We start from the raw sequence: 20,557 nt of genomic DNA, 5'->3' as shown, positions 1-20,557 counted from the left end.
AAGCTATGCTCAATAAATATTTAAGAAGAATGCTGTTTATGATTACTGCTTTATTAGTAGTAGGAACAGCTGCTGCTCAAAAGAAAACAGTAAAGAAAAAAGCTGTAAAAACGGTTAGGAAATATTTTGGACCGCCGCCACCCATTGTTAAAGACGTTGTTGAAGCACCTCCACCTCCGCCTTCACTTTCTGACAGTAAACAACCAGGATATGCTGCACGTCCAATGATTATGGTTTCTCCGCAAGAAGCTAAATTTGAAAAAGAAAAGATTTGTACCGACTGTGATACCTTGGTGTTGGAAGCAGGAAAACCTCAGATTGTTATTTATGATGTGAAATGGATGGCAGATCGCGAAAGCAGAACTTATCGCAGTCAGCCAAAGGCCGCCGATTTAAGTACGGATTATTACAGCATGCGTGGTTTGGTGAAGAGGGAATGGGATGAATTGCATCAAAATTTTCCCGAAAGCGATGTTAATTATCACCATGTCTACCGAAATACTTTTATCAAAGTAGCTAACAATGATAAGCAAAATTTAAATCTCCTTGACAGGCAGTTGCGCCATGAAGGCTTTATTTATTGGAGCGGAAAGCCTGAAGCCGAAATTTTGCAGGGCAACAAAATGGTTAAGTTAACAGAGCAGATTGGGAAAGCTGCGAACGTAGATAAAACATCATCTTATTATGCCAGCTTTAAAAAAGACAGCTTAACGGTTGAAAAACTGATGCAAACTACCCGTGCGGCCAAAGATGTTGAGCCCAATATCAATGCCTTTTTGCAACAGGAAATATTAGGAGAGTACATTATACCTTTTCAGTTTATCAATCTAAAAAATGTGAGCAGCATTTCCTTGTTGCCTAACGGAAAGGAAAAACTTACTTTTAAGTTTAACCAGATGGGACAGTTGACAGAATATATTGATGAAGGTGATGAGCATCTAATCATAAAATACAGTAGTAATTTGCCTCAAACTATTTCCCGAGATGGAAAGATTAAAACCCGCTTATTTTATCAGGATGATGTGATCATTACGGAGGATGACTACAGGTTGAAGACTTTCAAGATGGTTGGCAGGTTGTTTCTTGAATCTGATAGGTACTCAATTGAAAAGGCAGATTACGAAGAAATGAAAATTAATAGTGGTCAAACCTATAAAATTGCAGCGAGAAATAGCCAGACTTGTTTAGATTATAGCGATGGAGACCGAAATTCCAGTGTTTGTTACAGCAACAACCAATGGACTTTACCATTAACCATGACCGAAAGCTATGGTGGAGATTCTCAAACGAAGACCTTTACCATGAACAACGAAGGAGAATTAGTGGTTGAAAATATAAATAAATATAAATCTTCTAAAATGGTTTATCAACTCGAAAACGGGATCATTAAAGCTTTTCAAAGTGTTCAAAAACGAGGCGATGATAGTTATTCCACCCCAAATGAAATTAAGGTTCTTTATACGTTTTTTAAATAATTTTCAGTTTTAAAATGAAAAAGATGTGGCTGGGGATTGGTATTACACTGGTAATTGGTTTGGCGGTATCGCTATATTATTATAACAACAGGCTAATTATCGACCGCAACGATGCTCCTCTGGAAGGGAGATATACTTCATTTCAAGAGATTAATGAACATTATCACTCTGCTGTTTTTGATGTAAAAATTTTGGCTCGGGTAGTGGTATCGAGTGCCGCTTCACCTAATCCGATTCGGATTTTTGAATCGGTAGATGATCAGTTAATTATAGATTGTGACGCCAAGGTTGATGAGGATACCAAACATGATAACCGATATTATAAAATAGATAAGACCGGCAAAGTTCTGGATTCCATTTATGTTGATTATAGTAGCCATTGGGGTAACTTTATAGGGGAATTTATTGTGTACACCAGCGATAAAGGTGGCTATTATAATTCCTGGCCATTAGATGGCGATACCACAAGACATGAAGTGATTGAATGGAATAAAGATAATAGCTGGACGAACGAAAGAGTAACAGCTAAAATCAAAGGGATCAAGGCAACTGGAAAGTATCATTTTTCGCGTTCACTGGTAAATCAGAGTGTATGGTATTTGCAGACGTATTTTTATGAGGATAAAAAGTGGCAGTTGTTGTGGCAACAACTTCCGGGATATTTTAATGTGCCAGATGAAGGGAGCCCATTTAGGTATCGAAAAGATGTATTCAGGAGTGGCGATGTCGATTTCCAGATCCCTAAAGATGTAAATCTTTTATACTTTTATCAGGAGGAGAAGATGAAATACTATCATGTTATTGGTGGTGGCGATGGCGGTTTTAGCGTGTATAATTGGCGAGGGAAAGGTTTTTTTGAAACTGAAATTGCCGGGAAAAAGTTTGAATTTATGGTTCCAAAGCTGGTTGTAGAAAAAGAGCGGCACAATGGCTTTAAACCAAGTTTGTTTACTGTTGAGGAAGCTGGTTCTGCCACTGATCTTTTTAATCCGGCATTTTACCACTCCCCAAATGGGTTTTCCTTTTACTCGCCAAGTGCCAAATTGTTGTATCTGATTAAAGTAAGGCAATAGCATGAAAAATATGCCTGAAAAAATTTATTATCTATCTAGTGTTAGGGCTACTTTAATTGGACTTATTTTAATGCTAATGGGTTTTGGTCTGTCGTTTATTGGTTTCGATGTTAACCAATCTTTCTGGCAAAATTTTCAAAGTATGGTGGTCGATTTTAGAGGTGTGGCGAACTTATTTGCTTCTTTGCTAATGCTCTTTTTGAAGCTGATGTTCATCATCTTCGGTTATTTTACTTTGAAAAGTAGAAATGGAATTATTCGGGCCAAAATAGATAATAAAGGGTTTTACTTTAAAGAAATTACAGGGAAAAGTAAGATGGAAAAAACAGCTTTTGATTTAAATCCATTAACGTTTTTGCCTTATTCCCAATTGTTAAATATCTATTTGTTAGAAAACAAATGGACTGGTATTCATTTGGAAATTGAAACTAAACTGGAGAAAAAGCGACTGGTCACTTTAGATGCTTTAACCCATTCTCAACAGAAGGAAATTTATCAAATCATTCGTCAAAAAATTAAATATTTGTCTAGCGTTGGGCTTATTCTAATGAGTTTTGGTGTGTCGTTTATTGGTTTCGATGTTAACCCATCTTTCTGGCAAAATTTTCAGAGTATACTTGTCGATTTTAGCGTGTAGCAAACATCTTTACAATCAATAACTGCGTTGATAAACGATCATATCGTAAGTGGTGTTTAGCAATTTCTTTTGCATAACTGATTTCCTGAACGTATTGCTTTTCAAAATCTCATTTACCAATTCCGGCATCAATTGATGATTGTTAAATGGCTGGATATGGAATAGCACTTCGTTCGATTTCCCATAAAGCGTAAGTGTATTTAAACGTTGTGCATTAAGTGCAACTGCATAAATTTCATTGTAATGAATGAGTAAATCTGGCTGGGTTTTCTTTACGATGGTTAGCATAGTCGTATTGGTGTTAATGCTTACTTTTGGATAAATCAACCTGATCAGAAAGAAAATGGGTAGAATGAGCACTATACCTGCCAAAAACCCCAAGACTTTACCACTGCCAAAATTATTTACAGCATCTGCAAGACCTCCAAAACCTCCGAAAATAACAGATAAGATTACAACTATTAGGGCAATGTATGCCAGTGCAAAGCCAACTCCCTTGCCTTGATTTACTTCCAGGTAATTATAGGTTTTCATATATTTTGATCTAAAATTAAATAGAGTACTGATCATCGCTACGAAAGGCAAAGGTTTGTATTTGATCCTCCTACATTATTATTTAATCGTTCTGTACGATTATTTGCAAATTTTTAATTAAAAAGTAAATGAATACTTGATTAGAAAAGTTCTTGGTCGCAATGGCATTTGGTAAGTTGATAATTGGTTTGCAGAAGAAGTGATTTGTTGGTAGGCTCGCTGGTTAATCAAATTGACACATTGAAATTCGAAGAAACTTTTCCAGTTAGTGGGGGCATATTTTAAGTTGAAATCTAAAAACTGATTACGGATGGGTTCTTGCGAAAACTGACGGTAAGAAACGAAGTTATAGGTTAGGGCATAAGATAGCGCTGAATTTAAATTGTGTAACCATTCGCCCTTTATTTTTTCGTTTGCCGATTCATTTTCAATCGGTCCGCTCAGACTTTCTTGTTTGTTTAACGATCTGCTTAAGTTTCCGGTCACCGATAGTGTAACTTTCGAAAACAGCTTTTTTCTTAAGCTTAATCCCGTGTTAAGCTGATAGCTTTTAAAGGGCGTAATCTCACCGTTATAAAAATTGTTTCCTTTTTGCATGCTTAAGCTTCCGTTTGCAGCAATATTTATTTCGAGTGGAAAAATATATTTAGAAATGTTGCCATTTAAGGAATACTGGTCGATAGTGTTCCTGAAATCGATGGCTACCGATTTTGTCAGTCCGCTATCCAAAGTATAAGAATTGATAAAGTTTTGATTTGTTCTGTCGAAGCCGAACATAAGGTTGTAAAAAAGCATTTTTAGTGGCTTTCGGTAAGAATACCTCAAATTAAAGTTAGTCAGATCTGTTTTCGGTAAAGGTGTGTCGTTAAAATTAAATTGCCGGTAGTTAACTAAGATGGTGCCACTGTAAATGTCGTTAACTTGTCCAAATTGCGTTTGCTGGGCAAATCTTGCATTCAGCTCGCTGTACTTTCCCAGGTTTTTTCTAAATTCTATAATCGGATTTAACACAAAGTATGTGTTCTTTTTAGCAGTGCTTTTCTCTGCCTCGGAATAATTGATGTTGTTAAGAGTTGGACTTGCCTCCAGATTGATCGATCCTTTTTTCAAGAGATAAAGTACCGACATTCGTCCATATAAGCCTAAATTATCAAACCCGATATCGTTTTTAAATTGGTTCCCAACCGATGTGATATTATTGGTGCTATCGGTTTTGTAGAGTTGGCTGTTTAATCGATTATGTTCGTAAGAAGCACCAGCTGCAGCCGATAAAACAAAGCGATTAAACTTGGTTTTAAAAGTGGAAGATTGATTGATAAATATGTTTTTAGTGCTCGATTGCTGATTTAACGCGAAGTAGTCAGCACCACCATTTACAATATTTTGCTGAATGCCTGGCGCAATTTTCAGGTTTTCATCTAGTTTATAATATTGTACCAGACCATTGTATTGCAAAATGTTATTCACACCTAAAGCCTTTACCAAATTGGTTTCATTACTGATGGATAACTGATTGGTGGGTTGGCTCTGCCCGAAATCTTGCTCATTTTGTATGGTATTGCCATTTCTTTTCCATTTTGGAATTTCAAATTTTGTAATTGATTTGAAATAAACGGATTTGCTGTTTTTTTCAAGTTGCGCTTCGGCGTGCCATTGATTTAATTTGTAAACGTTGTCTTGAAACTCATTAAACCGGATGGTATCGGTATTGCCTAAAAAATAATTTACGGTGTTATTGTACTGAAATTTTCGTTTCAATTGGAGTGTAGATAAATTTAAGCGCAAGCCCCAGTCGGCTTTCATTTTTATCAAAGCATTTAGGCTGCCAGCATAATCATTATTTAACAAATAATACTTTTCTTTCAGGTTAGGCAGGGTTTCACTTTCCATTGATAGGAAGGTTTTGGGGAGTTTTAATGCCACTTCATTATTAAAAGACTGCCCTAAAACCGCTTGTTCGGCTTCTAAGTTTTCGCCAATGTTGTTGGTTTTAAAGGTATTAATGGCTTTAATTTTTTTATTGAAGATTAGGTTATTTAGCTCGGCCACGTAAGCCTTATTGCCTGCACCCAGATAAGCCGAATTCACCATCATCGTTTTGGCACTATCGGTAAGTTTAATGTTTAGCGAAACATTATTGCTGTTTACAAAACCATTCAGTGCCTTTACGGGTTGATCCCGTTCTATCACCTGCACCTGCTCTACAGCACCAACAGGAACATTGTTGGTGGCCATTTTGTAGCGGCCATCTAATAAATTATCACCATCTATATAAACATTTGTAATGCGCTTACCGTTGTAACTTATGGCGCCATTTTCATCGATTTTGATTCCTGGTAAGCGGTTGATCACATCACCGATTACCCGATCGTTAGATTCCTGAAAACCTTTAACGCTGTATTTCAAGGTATCGCTCGATAGGCTGATTTTAGTGTTTGATTTGATGGTAACCTCTCCAAGCTTATAACTTTTTTGCTTAAGCACCACGTTTAAAAGCTGGGTGTTTTTTTGTTCAATGGCCTGGTTAAACTGCTGGAAACCCATTGCGGTTACTTTTATAGCGTAGCTTTCATTACCGATTTGGAAATCACATTTAAACAAACCCTTATCATTCGTGGTACCAAAGATAATGCCTGCTCCAGTTTGGTTTACGATAGCTATTGATGCTGAAGCCACCGGATTGCCGATACTATCTTTTACCGAACCACTTACAGATACGGTATTTTGTGCGGATAAAAATGCCGCACAAAATAATAGTGGTAAACATAAAAGGAAGCCTTTCTTTAGCAAATCTTTGAGCTTAATCGGTTAATTCCAAGGGATAATTAATGGTAAATTTTTTTCTTGGGGCAGCGTTACCATTTCCTCCGCTTGAAGTGATCTTATCAACGGTAATTCCGCTATCATTGCCGAACATATTAAAACCATCAGCCTGAGCTTTCTTCATTTGCTCATACTCTTTCATGTTTGTTAAAATTGCATCTGCTGGAATATTGATTGGTTTAGCGTTTTGTAGATTCTCTTGAGTGACCAATTTTGTACAGGTAAATTTGATGAAATGACGGTCATCATAAGCTTCTAAAATTAATCCGGGTAAACCTTGTAGTTTCCATGGGCCAAAGCTCGCCGGAATATCTGTTGTAAACCAGGCCGTATATTTTCTGCCCTTACAAATGCCGGTAGCCTTTTGGCAAGTGTAACCCAGCAAATCTTTAGTTTCCTTATCAATCTTCCAATTGATTTTATCGGGAATTTCGGTAATTAAATAACGTTGTTGAGGAGTATTTTTTACAATTGAAGTTTTGCTGTTTTCGATGTAAATGTCATCTTCGGTAACGGGTAAATAGGTGCCCATATCAACTATGTCGCTGTTTTTGGCTTCTGCTGCGGCTAAAATAGCCTGAACGGTAGAATCTTGCTTAACTCGGGTTTGACTACTGTAAACACTTTTTTGGGAATTAAAAGCCAGGATAAAATCTTCACTATATAATCTACCCGTTTGGGTACTATCTTTAATGTGGTAAAAATGATAGTAAGCCATTGCGGTAGGTTGATCTTCTTGCCCGCTGCTTTTATATTTAAAGGAATATAAAGCGCCTAATAGTAATGCCGGTAATATAAACTTGAAGTATTTTTTCATTTTATTTTTAATTAAAGAAACCATCCTCTTACTTTATTTAATTTTTACAAATTATGGTTGGTTATGGTAGCAACCGTCAGAACTTGAATTAACGCCTTGCCAAAAAAAGTTGTTGCCAACCAGGAACATGCTCAGGTTATCAGTGCCATCGGGAGCAAATACGTGAATCTGCCATTTAACACCACAGGGATCCGTATATAGGAAAACTTTCTCTCTGCGCAATAGAGCGCTGGTTTCACTTCCAACATTTACCTTCACTATTTTTGTAGATAACGAACTTGTTTCAACGGTGTTGTTGATGATAGATGGTGTTTTAGCTGGTTCAGCATCACTGGCGAATGATGCAGTTCCTAGCATGGCAAAGGCCAGTGCGATTAATATTTTTTTCATGATTGTTTATTTAATTTTTTGATTGAATACTATTTTGTTGGCAGGTGCCTTAAAAACGATTACATTCTGTAGCAACCCCAATAGTCAGCCATTACATTTCCACGAAAATGAATGTTTGCGGTTTCCCATAATGAGTAGTTAGATGCGCTACTAGGACCAGAAACGTATACAACGTATGATTTGCCACAGGCATCAGTAAAAGTGAAATTCATTTGTCTGCGGAAGAAACCCAGTTTTTCTGCGCTTAGCTTTCCAGTTTCAATGCTGTTATTCATTTTAAATGTAGGTGCAACTTCAATTTTAGTTTCTGTAGTTGCATCTCTTTTTGATGTTAAATTACTGGCTGAAGCGCTAAAGCCAATTGCGGTGCAAATCAATGCAAAGAATAGTTTTTTCATGATTTTTTTGTTTTAAGTAAATGGTTAATAGTTTTTAGAAATCAGAGGATGGTTTCTTGTTTCCGATTTGAAGTTGTAGAGAAATGTATTTCAAAAAAACGACTAACCTATAGCCGCTGATGTGCAACTGATATTCGTTTGGTTTCTTTCTATTTCTGCTGTTCGAGTTGAATAAGGTCCTTGAAAAATCAAATAAGTATAGAAGTAATACGGATATGGAATGAAAAACTACGAATGTTCAACTGATTCTTTTAGGGAAATTTCTATTTCTATATTTAGAGAATATTTACAAATTTTAAAGAAGTCAACCTCCGCATTAATGAATATCACTGCAAGAACTGCATTAGCCATTTGCGCTATCTTAAGTTTCCTTTTTATTTCCTCTTGCAGAAATAGGGATGGTAAAAGCAACGGCAAGCAAAAGGCCAATCAGGTTGTAATTGGTAAAAAAGATTACTTGTCATTCATCATTGCTCTAGATACACTCCCGGCGTTTAAGGTTAAAAAAATAGTTTTTAAAGAGGATAGTCTATTAAGTAATTCTGCAAATAAAGGGGCTAATCCATATTATCACTATTTCAAAGCCAGAAAATATGGCATGGAAAAAAAACGCGATAGTGCGATAAACGAATATCAAAAGATAAAATCTAACAAACCGAATGATGAATTAGCGCTTTTAAAAACCTATGGAATTCTGGCACAAAACATGGGTAATGGCTCCATGGTTGAGTCTGCGTTGACAAGCAAAATATTTGCTGCCATGAAATTAGCAGAAGGTGCAAATAGCCGACTAACTTATCGTTTTTACGATTTGCTGGCACAGGCTTACTTCCAAAATCAGAACGCAAAAAAATCGTTGGAATATGCAGCTGTTTACTTTAATAATCATCCGTTTAAATCTCATCCAGCAGTTAAACAGCGCTATTTTGATATCTCTTTTCTATTGGCTTCCCGGTTGGCGAACTTCAAAAAAATGGAGTTTTACAACAACCAGGCTCGAATATTGGCCAGGCAAATTGGCGATAGCTTAGCTTTGGCCCGCACTTATGATAACGAGGCGCAGATTTATAGTCAGCAAGGCCTTTCGGCAAAAGCTGTGGCTTCTAGTAAACGATATTTTAACTATCTGAAGAGAACCGATAACCTCAACGATATTGCTTTTAACAATTTGGCCACGAGTTTTACCAGGAACAATCAACCCGATTCTGCTATCAAGTATTATAAAGAAGGTATTGCATTCGAAAAAAATGATTTATCTGGAAAGCAAAAAAGCGTTTATTACAATGGGCTGATTGATGCGTATAAATCAAAGGGGGAATATGCCAAAGCATTGGAAGCGGCGCAAGCATCGCACAGAATTGAACTTAAAAATAATGAAGCCATCGAATCGGTTAAGGTTGCAGAAATGCATGAGCAGTACGAAACGGAAAAAAAAGATCGGAATATTGCAGAATTAAAAGGGCGAAATAAACTGAATGAAACGATTATTAAGCAACAACGTTCATCGATGTTTTTACTCGTACTTATTTTTATCGGGGTAATTTCTTTCTTCGTTATCATCTATCGCCAGCAGCGTTTGAAATCGAAAAATAATTTATTGAAATCAGAAAATCAACGCCTTAACATGGAGCAAAAAATGCTTCAAGCCCAGTTAAATCCGCACTTTATTTTCAATGCCATTGCCAATTTGCAAAGTATTGTAGCATCAGGACATATTGATGAATCGGTACGCTATCTTAAATCATTCTCGGGCCTGCTCCGCGGCATTTTAGAACAAAACAGAAAAGATTTTATTGAAATAGCCGAGGAGGTAACTTCATTAAACAATTACATCCAGCTGCAGCAAATGCGCTATGCAGGCGTGTTCGATTATCAAATTGATGTAGATCAGCAACTCAATGTAAACGAAACACTCATTCCACCCATGCTGATCCAACCTTTCGTAGAAAATGCAATTGAGCATGGTTTCCGAAATATTGCCTACAAAGGTTTGCTCCTGATTTCTTTTAAATTAAAGGGTGATTTGTTGTTGATTGAGGTGGATGATAACGGTAGTGGATTGGTAGAAAAGCCAGCAAATACGCCGAAAAAACAATCCTTGGCCCAAATTATATTAAAAGAACGGTTTGAATTACTGTTTAAATCAAATAACCAGCATGCAGAATTTGAAGTAAAAGACAAAAAAGCACATGGTTGGAGGGGGGTTAGCGTCGAAATTACAATACCAGTTATTAACGATTAAAAAGATTGATATGAAACTTTATATTTTGGAAGATGAAATCCGCATTTTGCAACATATTTTGCAAATTGTTAAAAAGATAGATTATTTAGAGGTAGTTGGCTTTGCTGCTGAAATAGCAGTGTCCGAAAAGGAAATTCCTGAATTAAAGCCAGATATTATTTTAGCTGATATCCGCTTAAAGGATGGTGACAGTTTCAACCTTTTTCACACCATTGGAATCAACGATTTTCAGGTAGTTTTTCTCACCGCTTACGATCAATATGCTATTCAGGCCCTAAATTTGGGCGCTTTTGGTTATTTGCTTAAGCCTATTGATGAGGTATCACTGACCACCACTTTAAACAAATGTTATCACCACCGGGAGCATGAAAGTTTCGGTCAGCAACAATTGGCCATTGCTAAAGACCATTATTTGGCACAAGGTGTAGGGGCAAGCAAGCGTATTGCTTTAAAAAGTGTCGAATATATTGAAGTGGTAGCGATAGAAAACATCATGTTTTGCAAAAGCGATAAAGGTTATACCAGTTTTTTTCTAAATGACGGGCGTGAAATTGTAGTATCAAAAGGCCTGAAAGAATATGAAGGTTTACTTACGCCATTCGGTTTCTTAAGATGTCATCAATCGTATCTGGTTAATTTTAAATACGTTAAAAAATACTATCGGGAAGGTTATTTGCAAATGGAAAACAAGGAAAATATCCTGGTTTCAAGCAGGAAGAAAGAAGAGGTTTTAAGGTATCTAGAAAATATTGCTTAACAGGTGGTTTCAACTTAAATGGCTTTTTCTTCCTGTATAAATTCGCTTGGCGTTTTACCAAAATGTTTCTTAAACTCCAAACTAAAGTATTTTCGATCATTAAAACCTACAGCGTAAGCAACCTCAGCGATATTACCAGCGTTTTGTTTCAATAATTGTGCGGCTCTTTTTATCCTTAAAGATTTAATGAAGTCGTTTACCGAAAGGTCGGTAAGTGCCCTGATTTTTTTGTACAATATGGGCTGGCTCATGCCAATCTCTGCCGATAAGGTGGGTACATCAAACTGGGGGTCGGAGATATGATTTTCTATGATATGCATAATCTTCGTTAAGAAACCTTCTTCAGTTTTATTGATGACCAGATTACTGGGTTCAAGCGTAATTACCTGTGCGAACTTATGCTTGATGGTTTCCCTTGCTATTAATGTGTTTTTGATATTCAGTTCCAGCATTTTTAAATTAAAAGGTTTCATGATATAGGCATCTGCACCATTTTCAAAACCATTAATTTGATGAACATAAGCTGATCTGGCGGTTAATAAAATAACAGGGATATGGCTGGTTCTCTCGTCGGTTTTGATTTTGCGACACAGCTCCAACCCGTCCATAACGGGCATCATCACGTCACTAATAATCAGGTCGGGAATAAGGTCAATAGCGCTTTCCAATCCTTCCATTCCATTATCACTTTCCTTAATGTTATACTCAGTAGAAAGAGCATTTTTAATGAAGCTCCGTACCTCTGCATTGTCTTCCACCAGCAAAATAGTATATCTTTTTTTATCCTGAGGGGCTGGTGTCGTTTCTTCGGGTTGAGGTTCAAACGTTTCTTGTAGATTGTAATTTATGGCGTCATCGTAATACACATAATCTGTAATAAAATCCGAAGAATTAAAATGCACTTTTCCCGTTTTCAGTTTTACACTAAAACAGGTTTGGCCATTTTGACTACCATTTGCCGACGAACTTTGAAATGAAATTTTACCATGGTGCAGTTCTACAATGCTTTTTGAAAAAGATAAGCCCAAACCAGTGCCAATGGTGGTATTGGCATTTGCCTGGTAAAAATTGTTGAATAAATTGGCTTGATTTTCCATAGGAATTCCCTTTCCATTATCACAAATTTTAAGGGTAACCAGCTTATTTTCCTCAGAGATCTCCAAACTGATTTTTCCACCATTTGGCGTAAACTTAAAAGCATTCGAAAGTAAGTTGAACAATACCTTTTCCATTTGTACTTTATCAAAATAAAGTTCTATCTGAGGGCTTGCCACTTGAAAAGTGTAGTCGATTTCTTTTGATAATGCCATATTTTGAAAGGCCATAAAAATCTCCTTACAAAACTTTACGAAATCTCCGGGACTCACATGAAGTGCTATTTTACCACTTTCAGCCTTCCTAAAATCGAGCAGTTCGGTTACCAGATTCATCAAACGATCGGCATTATTTTTAATCGGTTGTAAATCGCGGTTTAATGTGGGGTTATCTTTTGCATTCTCAATCAATTGCTCCAATGGCCCAACAATTAACGTTAATGGAGTTCGGATTTCGTGTGAAATATTGGTGAAAAATTCTAGCTTGTGTTCATTCACTTCCTTCTCTTTTTTGAGCAGTGCCCTGATCAAAACATAGCGGGCAATCACAAACAGCACGGCCGCAATTATGCAGAAATAAAATAAATATGCCCACCAGGCTCTGTAAAACGGAGGATTTACGATGATTTTTATTTTTCCGGTGTTGGCGCTTAAAACACCATCGTTATTAATGCCTTTAACCAGAAAAGTATAGCTTCCAGCAGGCAGATTGGTGTAGGTTGCTGTTGGCATACTTACCTCGTTCCAGCTTTTTTCGAAGCCATCTAACTTATAGGCATATCTGTTTTTTTCTGGTTTGATGAAATTCAAAAGCGCAAAGCTTAAGCTAAATGTATTCTGATCACTTTCAAAAATCAGTTTATCTTTCAAACTGATGTTTTCATCAAGCAAGCCATCGTTACCATTAATTTTAACCGTTTTATTCTGAAGTTTCAATTCGGTGATAATCACTTTGGATGCTTTATCATTGCTCTGAATATGATCAGGAAAGAAGCTGATAAAACCGTTGTATCCTCCAAAAAACAGTTCGCCACTGCTGCTTTTAAAAAAAGCATTTGCATTAAATTCATTGCCTGGTAAACCATCGGCCACCGTATAATTTTTAAAAGTCTTTTTCAAGCGGTCGAACATGGAAAGTCCATTGGCTGTGCTAATCCAAAGGTTTCCCTTGTCATCCTCTATCATGCCCAAAACGTTATCGTGAGGCAAACCATTTCTGGTGGTATAAGCCTTGATAGAATTTTTGTTCTGATCGTACAACAATAATCCACTGTTGTAAGTGCCAAGAAAAATTTCATTCGCTTTGGTTTTTGATATGCAGTTTACATAATAATTGAGCGGTTTATTTAACTGATGATCAAGAACGGTGTAAAATCTATCCGTATCTTCATCATAAATGAAAAAACCATTTGTTGTACCAAAATAGATTTTAGAATCGTTAACCATTAAAGCTTTTACTTTCGCCGAGGAGGGAACAGAAGCAGGTAGCCTCAGGTCTTTGAATTCGGTTTTATCTGGATTGGAGATTTTGATGCCATTGCGTTGTGTAGCCACAATTAAACGATGGGACTTGGTTTCAACAATGGCACTGATTTCATCGGGTACGTCTTCATTTTGATTGCTGAAATTGAAGCTTTTAAAGCGGTCAGTTTTGGGGTCATAAACATTTAGGCCTCCAGAATGCGTACCAACCCATAATTTTCCCTCGCTGGCGAACAAAACTGTTTTAACCAAATTTGATTTTAGGGCATTTGAACCGCCAGTATTTTGATAGGCTTTAAATGTTTGAGTCGATTTGTTATATAAACTTATCCCACCGCCCTCAGTACCAATCCATAAATTTTTGTTTTGGTCTTCCGCAAACCCGCTAATTACATTGTTGTTGATGCTTGATTTACTTCGGCTTCTATCGTGAACGGTAAACGCTGTGCTGTAGGGATAATTAATGTTGACTCCACCAAAATAAGTACCCACCCAGATCGATCCATTATTGTCTTTATATAATTTGTGGACAGAGTTCTGATTTAAACTTTTTTTATTGTCAGGATCGAATTGCCAATTTTGGAAGCTGAAGTTTTGGGTGTCCATAATGCTAATCCCATTCAGTGTTCCAATCCACAACTTGCCTGCATCGTCAACTACCATATTCCGAATGGTATTGCTTACGATTATATTTTTATTGGTAGCTGAAAATTCGAAACGTTTAAACTTTTGGCTTACAGGATCAAATAAATTTAGTCCGTTGCTTTGTGTGCTGACCCAAATTCTATGGTTTTTATCTTCGGTGATGTTTGAAATGTAATTCGCACTGATATCTCCGGGGTTTCCATTGTTTCTGAAAACAGTAGTTTGATATTCGCCGTTTATCAGCACCATTTTAAGCAGACCATTTGAACTGCCTACCCAAATATTTCCTTGATGATCTTCCTTCACTGACCGTATATTATGGAAAAGACCATCGCCATTCTTAGTGTTGAAGAACTTTGTAACAGCGGATAGTTTACCATTTTTTAACAGGTTCAATCCATTTAATGTTCCGATCCAAATATTCCCTTTGCTATCTTCAGTAAGGCAATTAATAACATGACTGCTTAAACCTCTTGCTGTTTTCGGCTGGCTTGCAATTCTTTTAAAGGCATCATTTCTTTCATCGTAAAGATTTAAGCCTACACTGGTTCCAATCCAAAGCCTTTTTTTTGAATCGGAGAATATAGAGGTTACATAATTGTTGGATAGCGAATTGCTATCGCTTTCAGCGTATTGATAAATTTTAATATGATGACCATCGTAGCGGTTTAGGCCGTAACGTGTACCAAACCACATAAACCCATTTTTATCCTGGCTAATAGAGAGTACTGAAGTTTGCGATAATCCTTTCTCTACTCCCAGATGATCAAATAAAATAGGTTGTTGTGTTTTTGCAGAAAAAGTAATTCCAAAAAATAAGATTGCCAATAGCAAGTTTTTAAAGGAATTCGAAAACATAAGGAATAATTGGTGAATTTGGTTGTGATCCCTTAAAAGTATGGTTTAAAAGCATTTCTGCCAAATTTTTAGAAAATTCACCCTATTTATTTAGAAAATTATCCCTCCTCAAAATGGCTTTCCGCTTATGTTTGTTCAAGCAAGAAGCGCAATCTTAACTGGCTTGTGCGAAAGCAAGAAATAACCAATATAAACTATTAATTATGAATAAACTCTACAATCAGGGTAAGGAGATCATGCGGAAGCGTTTGCCTCATTATTCAACACTATTGTTAGTCATTGCGATTTTTTTAACGGGCACTTCAACCGTTTTTGCACAAAGCAAAAGCATTGTCGGTGTGGTTACAGATGAAACCAATCAAACTGTTCCGGGTGTTTCCATTTCGGTGAAGGGCACTAAAACCAGCACGCAAACTGACGGAAACGGAAGGTTCAAAATTCAGGTTTTAAGTACTGATCAGCTGGCGTTTAACTATGTTGGTTATGCCTCGCAAACCATCACGGTTGGCAACAGAACCACCCTTAATGTTTCCTTGAAATCAGCAGTCACGGGTTTAAGCGATGTGGTGGTAGTAGGTTATGGAACTACCAAACGTGCCGATTTAACCGGGGCAATTGGTTCGGTAAACATGAAGGATTTGGAACAGGCACCAGTAAAATCATTCGATCAGGCTTTAGCAGGTCGTGTTGCTGGGGTTCAGGTTTCCACCAGTGATGGTCAGCCTGGCGCTACAGCAAATATTGTGATTCGCGGTGCGGGATCAATTTCTCAGGATAATTCTCCGCTTTATGTAATCGATGGTTTTCCCTCTGAAAACGCGAACTCAAATTCCATCAATCCATCAGATATTGAAAGCATTGATGTTTTGAAAGATGCTTCCGCAACAGCTATTTATGGTGCCCGTGGATCGAATGGTGTGATACTGATTACTACTAAAAAAGGAAAAGCTGGCAAACCTCAACTTAGCTATAATGCTTATTATGGTTTGCAAAAGGCACCAGAAAAAATCCCGGTAATGGGGCCTTATGAATATGTGAAATACCTTCGCGATCTTGATCAGGCTGTAGCAGATTCTACTTACCTTAAAGGTGGAACAACGCTAAACGATTATAGAAATGTGCAGGGATTGGATATGCAGGATTATGTTTATCAAACCGGGCAAAACCAAAATCACGATATTGCTTTACGTGGCGGAAACGATAAAACCACTTACTCTATTTCCGGGAATTTTAACGACCAGAAGGGAATTATTATCTATAGCGGATTCAAGCGTTATCAGGGAAGATTTGTATTGGATCAGCAGGTAAACGACAAGCTTAAAGCAGGTATCAATGTCAATTACGCTTACAGCGAAAGCTTCGGTACGCCAATTTCTGCCACCAATTTTTATGCTTCATCCGTGTTATTATATTCGGTTTGGGGATATCGCCCAACCAATGCTTTATCTGGAAAGGACGCCAACTCTGATTTGTTAGGCGGTTTGTACGATCCGGCAAATGAAGGTAATTCGGCGCAGGATTACCGGGTAAATCCATTGATCAGTTTATCAAACCAACAAACAAAATACAAAACAACCAACCTTGCAGCCAATGGTTATGCAGAATATGCTTTTACGCCAAAATTAAAATTAAGAGTAGCCGGAGGGATAAACAATAACGTGAATGAGACCAATATTTTCAATAATTCCCAAACGCAATCGGGCAGTAAATGGAATTCATCTGGGCCAAATGGTACTATTGCCAGTAGTCCGGTATTTAATTGGTTAATTGATAATACCTTAACTTATAAAAATACCTTCAATAAAGATCATAACTTAACGGTATTGGCGGGTTATTCCGCACAAAGAAATAAAAGTTCATATCGATCTATTTATGCTACGCAGGTAGCCAACGAAAGTTTAGGACTCGATGCCCTTGATCTTGTTCCAGCAGCAAATACGGTGATTTCTGTAAACAGTTCTCGTTGGACACTAATGTCTTTTTTAGGTCGGTTAAATTATGATTTTAAAGGTAAATACCTGGTTACAGCAAGTTTCAGGGCTGATGGATCTTCGAAATTTTCGCCAGCTAACCGTTGGGGTTATTTTCCATCAGCAAGTATAGGCTGGAGATTTAGTCAGGAGAACTTTTTAAAAGATCAGAAATGGCTGTCGGATGCTAAGCTCCGTATTGGTTATGGCGAATCAGGAAATAACAGAGTAAGCGACTTTGCCTATTTGCCTCAATTAAATTTAGCCAATACCCAATATTGGTACTCTTTTAACGGCAAGCCTGTAGCCATAGGTTCGGTAATCACCGCTGCCGGAAACTACGATCTAAAATGGGAAACCAATGTGCAAACGAATATCGGTTTAGACCTTAGCTTTCTTAAAAATCGTTTGGGTTTAACGCTTGATGTTTACAAACGCACCACCAACGATTTATTGTTAAATGCAAATCTGCCTTTCGCAAATGGCGTGCAAAGTGGAACGGGTTTCAAAAATATTGGAAGTTTAGAGAACAGGGGATTGGAAATTACGTTGAACAGTACAAATATCGTGACCAAGGACTTCCGTTGGAGCAGCAGTTTCAACATCAGTTTCAACAAAAATAAAATCCTCGAATTAACAGAAGGGCAGAATTCATTGCTTTCTGGTTCAGGAACTTTCTTCGATACCAGTTTTAGAGGTTTATCACCATACATTTCGGTAAAAGGTCGCTCGGTAGGAGAGATGTATGGTTTAATTTTCGATGGCATTTACCAGTACAGCGATTTTGATAGGATGCCAAACGGCACTTATTCACTCAAACCAAATATCCCGAATAATGGTGCAGCAGTTCAACCTGGAGATATTAAGTACAAAGATTTAAATGGCGATTTAACCATTAACGCAAATGATTATACCATCATCGGTAGGGGATTACCAATCCATACAGGGGGTTTTAGCAATAACTTCAGCTATAAAAACTGGGATCTGGGTGTTTTCCTGCAGTGGAGTTATGGCAATAATATCATCAACGCCAACCGTTATGTTTTTGAAGGCGGAATTGTAAGAAATTTCACCCTTAACCAATACGCAACTTACGAGAACCGTTGGACGCCCACCAACCCAAGTAACGAACTTTATAAAGCAGGGCGCTTTGTTAACCCAAACTATTCATCAAGAGTTGTGGAGGATGGTTCGTATTTGAGATTAAAAACCGTTCAGCTTGGGTATAACTTCAGCAATAAACTGGTAAAAAGCATTGGCATGTCTAGATTACGATTAAATGCTTCAGCGCAGAATCTACTCACTTTTACCAATTATTCAGGTCTCGATCCCGAAGCTTCTGCCCGTCCGGGTAACTTAACACCAGGTTTTGATTATGGTACTTACCCGCAATCATTTACCGTAACATTTGGTTTAAACGCAACATTTTAATCATCATTAAAAATAAGACAATGAAACATAAATATATTTTGGCTTTTTTATTCGTGATGGGATTATCGTCATCATGCAAAAAATTTCTTGATACCGAACCAACGGATTTCTATTCGCCCGTAAATTTCTACAGCACTGCCGATCAGCTTCAGGTCGCTTTAAATGGAGTTTATAGCACCATGATGTTGGAGCGAATGTACGGCCAGGTACATCACTTTAACTTTGTAAGTACAACTGACGAAATGTTGCCCGATCGGGCGACCAGTAATGAAACCCGTGGATTGTATTACACTTATGACGCCGGGCACTCTTACGTTCAGGATTGCTGGCAATATCCTTATATCGCCATCAATAATGCGAATGTTTTAATTGATAACATTACTAAACCCAGCATGGATGAAAGGCAGCGTGGTTATATCAAGGGACAAGCACTGTTTTTGAGAGCTTACAACTACTTTTTGCTAACCATTCAATTCGGCGAAGTTCCGTTGGTGTTGCATCAGCCAGGTATCTCTGAAGTTAACATTCCGGCGGCGTCTCAACCGGCCATTTACACCCAGATTGTTGCCGATTTAAAAGAAGCAGAAACTTTATTACAGGGTCGCACCGCAGCTAGTTTAGGTTACAATGATCAGGTTACCATTACGGCAGTACAAGCCATGTTGGCTAGAGTTTACTTGTATTGGGCAGGTTATCCGGTTAACGATACCAGTAAGTATGCAGATGCCATTACTTATGCCGATAAGGTTATTGCTTCGGGTCAGCACGCTTTGAATCCAGATTATAAACAAGTTTTTATCAATCTTTTTCAGGATAGGTACGATTTAAAAGAAGATATATTAGAGTGGGGTTCTGCAGGAGCCGCTGCCGGAGTGACCAATAAAACAGGTAACGATATCGGTAATTTCAACGGTATCATTTCAGCTATTTTGTTGATAAATGGAACTTTTGAACAAAATTCATATTCAGCAGCTGGTTGGGTAAGAATAACCAAGAAATTATTTGATAGCTATGAAGTTGAACCTAGCAGCACATTGGTTAATAAAGCTTCGCTTGATACCAGGAGAGACTGGAATTGCCCGGATTATATCTGGACAACCAACGCATCAGCTGGAACGAGGATAAAAACAGATCGCTCAGCGCCCTGGCAAATGAATACAGGCAAATTTAGAAGAGAATATGCACCAGCAGAAATGCGTAATACCGGAACTTACAATGCCAATTGGCCGGTAATTAGATATGCAGATGTGCTGTTAATCAAAGCAGAGGCTGAAAACCAGGTGAACGGACCAAACGCCGCTGCTTACGATGCTATCAATCAAGTGCGCAGACGCGGTTATGGAACCATGTACGGCAATATTGTTAAAAATATCACGGTAGTTAATGGTGGTTCAGGTTATTCAGCAGCTAATCCACCGGTGGTTACCATTAGTGGCGGTGGCGGGGCTGGCGCAACTGCTACAGCAGTGGTTTCAACCGCTGGTGTGGTAACAGGAATTAAATTAACGGGCCGCGGAAACTTAACAACTGCCGGACCTTATTTTACTGCAGTACCCACCGTTACTATCGCGGCACCAACTACAGGGGTAACGGCAACTGCTACAGCAACCATTACTAACGGATCAGAACATTTGCTAACTCCGGGTTTAAATAAAGCAGATTTCCAGTTGGCACTTCGTGATGAACGCATGCGTGAAATGTGTTTTGAAGCCTCCAGAAAGTACGACCTAGTAAGATGGGGCAATTTCGCCGGCGATTTACAGGCTTTCGGGAATTATGCGGCCGCCAATGGAGTAACTGCAGGCAATGGAAATATCAACGGATACCAGGGTTTGATTACCGTAACGCCTCGATATAGCCTGATGCCAAAACCAACATACGAGCTAAATCTGAATAAAGCACTGAAACAAAACCCAGGCTATTAATCACTA

The 20,557-nt window shown here is 37.8% G+C and carries 13 protein-coding genes; 7 read left to right on the top strand and 6 right to left on the bottom strand.

Going from position 1 to position 20,557, the window contains the following annotated elements; all coding sequences use genetic code 11:
• Positions 1-5: 5 nt before the first annotated feature.
• Genes AC3ITD_RS14270 through AC3ITD_RS14260 form a run of 3 tightly spaced genes read left to right on the top strand, consistent with a single transcriptional unit; the run spans position 6 to position 3,185 of the window.
• The gene (locus AC3ITD_RS14270) at positions 6-1,475 is read left to right on the top strand and encodes a hypothetical protein (protein WP_489360711.1); all 1,470 of its coding nucleotides are present in this window, start codon (positions 6-8) and stop codon (positions 1,473-1,475) included.
• Between the two features lie 14 nt (positions 1,476-1,489).
• Complete coding sequence (locus tag AC3ITD_RS14265) at positions 1,490-2,548, top strand: hypothetical protein (protein ID WP_489360709.1); 1,059 nt, start codon at positions 1,490-1,492, stop codon at positions 2,546-2,548.
• A gap of 10 nt (positions 2,549-2,558) precedes the next feature.
• Positions 2,559-3,185 (top strand): hypothetical protein, encoded by a 627-nt coding sequence (locus AC3ITD_RS14260; RefSeq protein ID WP_489360707.1) that lies wholly within the window; start codon positions 2,559-2,561, stop codon positions 3,183-3,185.
• A 15-nt stretch (positions 3,186-3,200) separates the two neighbouring features.
• Here the strand turns inward: AC3ITD_RS14260 and AC3ITD_RS14255 are convergent, their stop codons facing one another.
• From AC3ITD_RS14255 to AC3ITD_RS14235, 5 genes are all read right to left on the bottom strand, one after another.
• On the bottom strand, positions 3,201-3,719 hold the full coding sequence (locus tag AC3ITD_RS14255) for a hypothetical protein (protein WP_489360705.1): 519 nt from the start codon (positions 3,717-3,719) through the stop codon (positions 3,201-3,203).
• Between the two features lie 117 nt (positions 3,720-3,836).
• Entirely contained in the window at positions 3,837-6,509 is a 2,673-nt protein-coding gene (locus AC3ITD_RS14250) for a carboxypeptidase-like regulatory domain-containing protein (protein ID WP_489360703.1), read from the bottom strand.
• 10 nt (positions 6,510-6,519) lie between these two features.
• The gene (locus AC3ITD_RS14245) at positions 6,520-7,359 is read right to left on the bottom strand and encodes a GLPGLI family protein (protein ID WP_489360701.1); all 840 of its coding nucleotides are present in this window, start codon (positions 7,357-7,359) and stop codon (positions 6,520-6,522) included.
• 51 nt (positions 7,360-7,410) lie between these two features.
• Entirely contained in the window at positions 7,411-7,749 is a 339-nt protein-coding gene (locus tag AC3ITD_RS14240) for a hypothetical protein (protein WP_489360699.1), read from the bottom strand.
• 59 nt (positions 7,750-7,808) lie between these two features.
• Positions 7,809-8,147, bottom strand: coding sequence for a hypothetical protein (locus tag AC3ITD_RS14235; RefSeq protein WP_489360697.1), 339 nt, complete (start codon positions 8,145-8,147; stop codon positions 7,809-7,811).
• 220 nt (positions 8,148-8,367) lie between these two features.
• On the opposite strand from AC3ITD_RS14235, the gene AC3ITD_RS14230 reads away from it, so the two are divergent.
• Positions 8,368-10,389, top strand: coding sequence for a tetratricopeptide repeat-containing sensor histidine kinase (locus AC3ITD_RS14230; RefSeq protein WP_489360695.1), 2,022 nt, complete (start codon positions 8,368-8,370; stop codon positions 10,387-10,389).
• A gap of 10 nt (positions 10,390-10,399) precedes the next feature.
• Positions 10,400-11,146: a LytR/AlgR family response regulator transcription factor gene (locus AC3ITD_RS14225; protein WP_265798910.1), complete on the top strand. Its 747-nt coding sequence runs from the start codon at positions 10,400-10,402 to the stop codon at positions 11,144-11,146.
• A gap of 14 nt (positions 11,147-11,160) precedes the next feature.
• Here AC3ITD_RS14225 and AC3ITD_RS14220 read toward each other — a convergent pair whose 3' ends face one another.
• Positions 11,161-15,195, bottom strand: coding sequence for a hybrid sensor histidine kinase/response regulator (locus AC3ITD_RS14220; protein ID WP_489360692.1), 4,035 nt, complete (start codon positions 15,193-15,195; stop codon positions 11,161-11,163).
• A gap of 233 nt (positions 15,196-15,428) precedes the next feature.
• Here AC3ITD_RS14220 and AC3ITD_RS14215 point away from each other — a divergent pair, with 233 nt between their 5' ends.
• The gene (locus AC3ITD_RS14215) at positions 15,429-18,626 is read left to right on the top strand and encodes a SusC/RagA family TonB-linked outer membrane protein (protein WP_489360690.1); all 3,198 of its coding nucleotides are present in this window, start codon (positions 15,429-15,431) and stop codon (positions 18,624-18,626) included.
• A 20-nt stretch (positions 18,627-18,646) separates the two neighbouring features.
• Complete coding sequence (locus AC3ITD_RS14210; protein ID WP_489360688.1) at positions 18,647-20,551, top strand: RagB/SusD family nutrient uptake outer membrane protein; 1,905 nt, start codon at positions 18,647-18,649, stop codon at positions 20,549-20,551.
• Positions 20,552-20,557 lie beyond the last annotated feature (6 nt).

The organism is Pedobacter sp. KH_004, assembly GCF_057840755.1.
The sequence above is the reverse complement of the archived record's forward strand: the minus strand, read 5'-3'. Positions and strand labels throughout refer to the sequence as shown.

Coding starts and splice junctions, on each gene's coding strand:
- AC3ITD_RS14245 (WP_489360701.1), bottom strand. CDS start 7,359: ATGAAAAAATACTTCAAGTTTATATTACCGGCATTACTATTAGGCGCT.
- AC3ITD_RS14265 (WP_489360709.1), top strand. CDS start 1,490: ATGAAAAAGATGTGGCTGGGGATTGGTATTACACTGGTAATTGGTTTG.
- AC3ITD_RS14260 (WP_489360707.1), top strand. CDS start 2,559: ATGCCTGAAAAAATTTATTATCTATCTAGTGTTAGGGCTACTTTAATT.
- AC3ITD_RS14215 (WP_489360690.1), top strand. CDS start 15,429: ATGAATAAACTCTACAATCAGGGTAAGGAGATCATGCGGAAGCGTTTG.
- AC3ITD_RS14210 (WP_489360688.1), top strand. CDS start 18,647: ATGAAACATAAATATATTTTGGCTTTTTTATTCGTGATGGGATTATCG.
- AC3ITD_RS14230 (WP_489360695.1), top strand. CDS start 8,368: ATGAAAAACTACGAATGTTCAACTGATTCTTTTAGGGAAATTTCTATT.
- AC3ITD_RS14240 (WP_489360699.1), bottom strand. CDS start 7,749: ATGAAAAAAATATTAATCGCACTGGCCTTTGCCATGCTAGGAACTGCA.
- AC3ITD_RS14225 (WP_265798910.1), top strand. CDS start 10,400: ATGAAACTTTATATTTTGGAAGATGAAATCCGCATTTTGCAACATATT.
- AC3ITD_RS14235 (WP_489360697.1), bottom strand. CDS start 8,147: ATGAAAAAACTATTCTTTGCATTGATTTGCACCGCAATTGGCTTTAGC.
- AC3ITD_RS14270 (WP_489360711.1), top strand. CDS start 6: ATGCTCAATAAATATTTAAGAAGAATGCTGTTTATGATTACTGCTTTA.
- AC3ITD_RS14255 (WP_489360705.1), bottom strand. CDS start 3,719: ATGAAAACCTATAATTACCTGGAAGTAAATCAAGGCAAGGGAGTTGGC.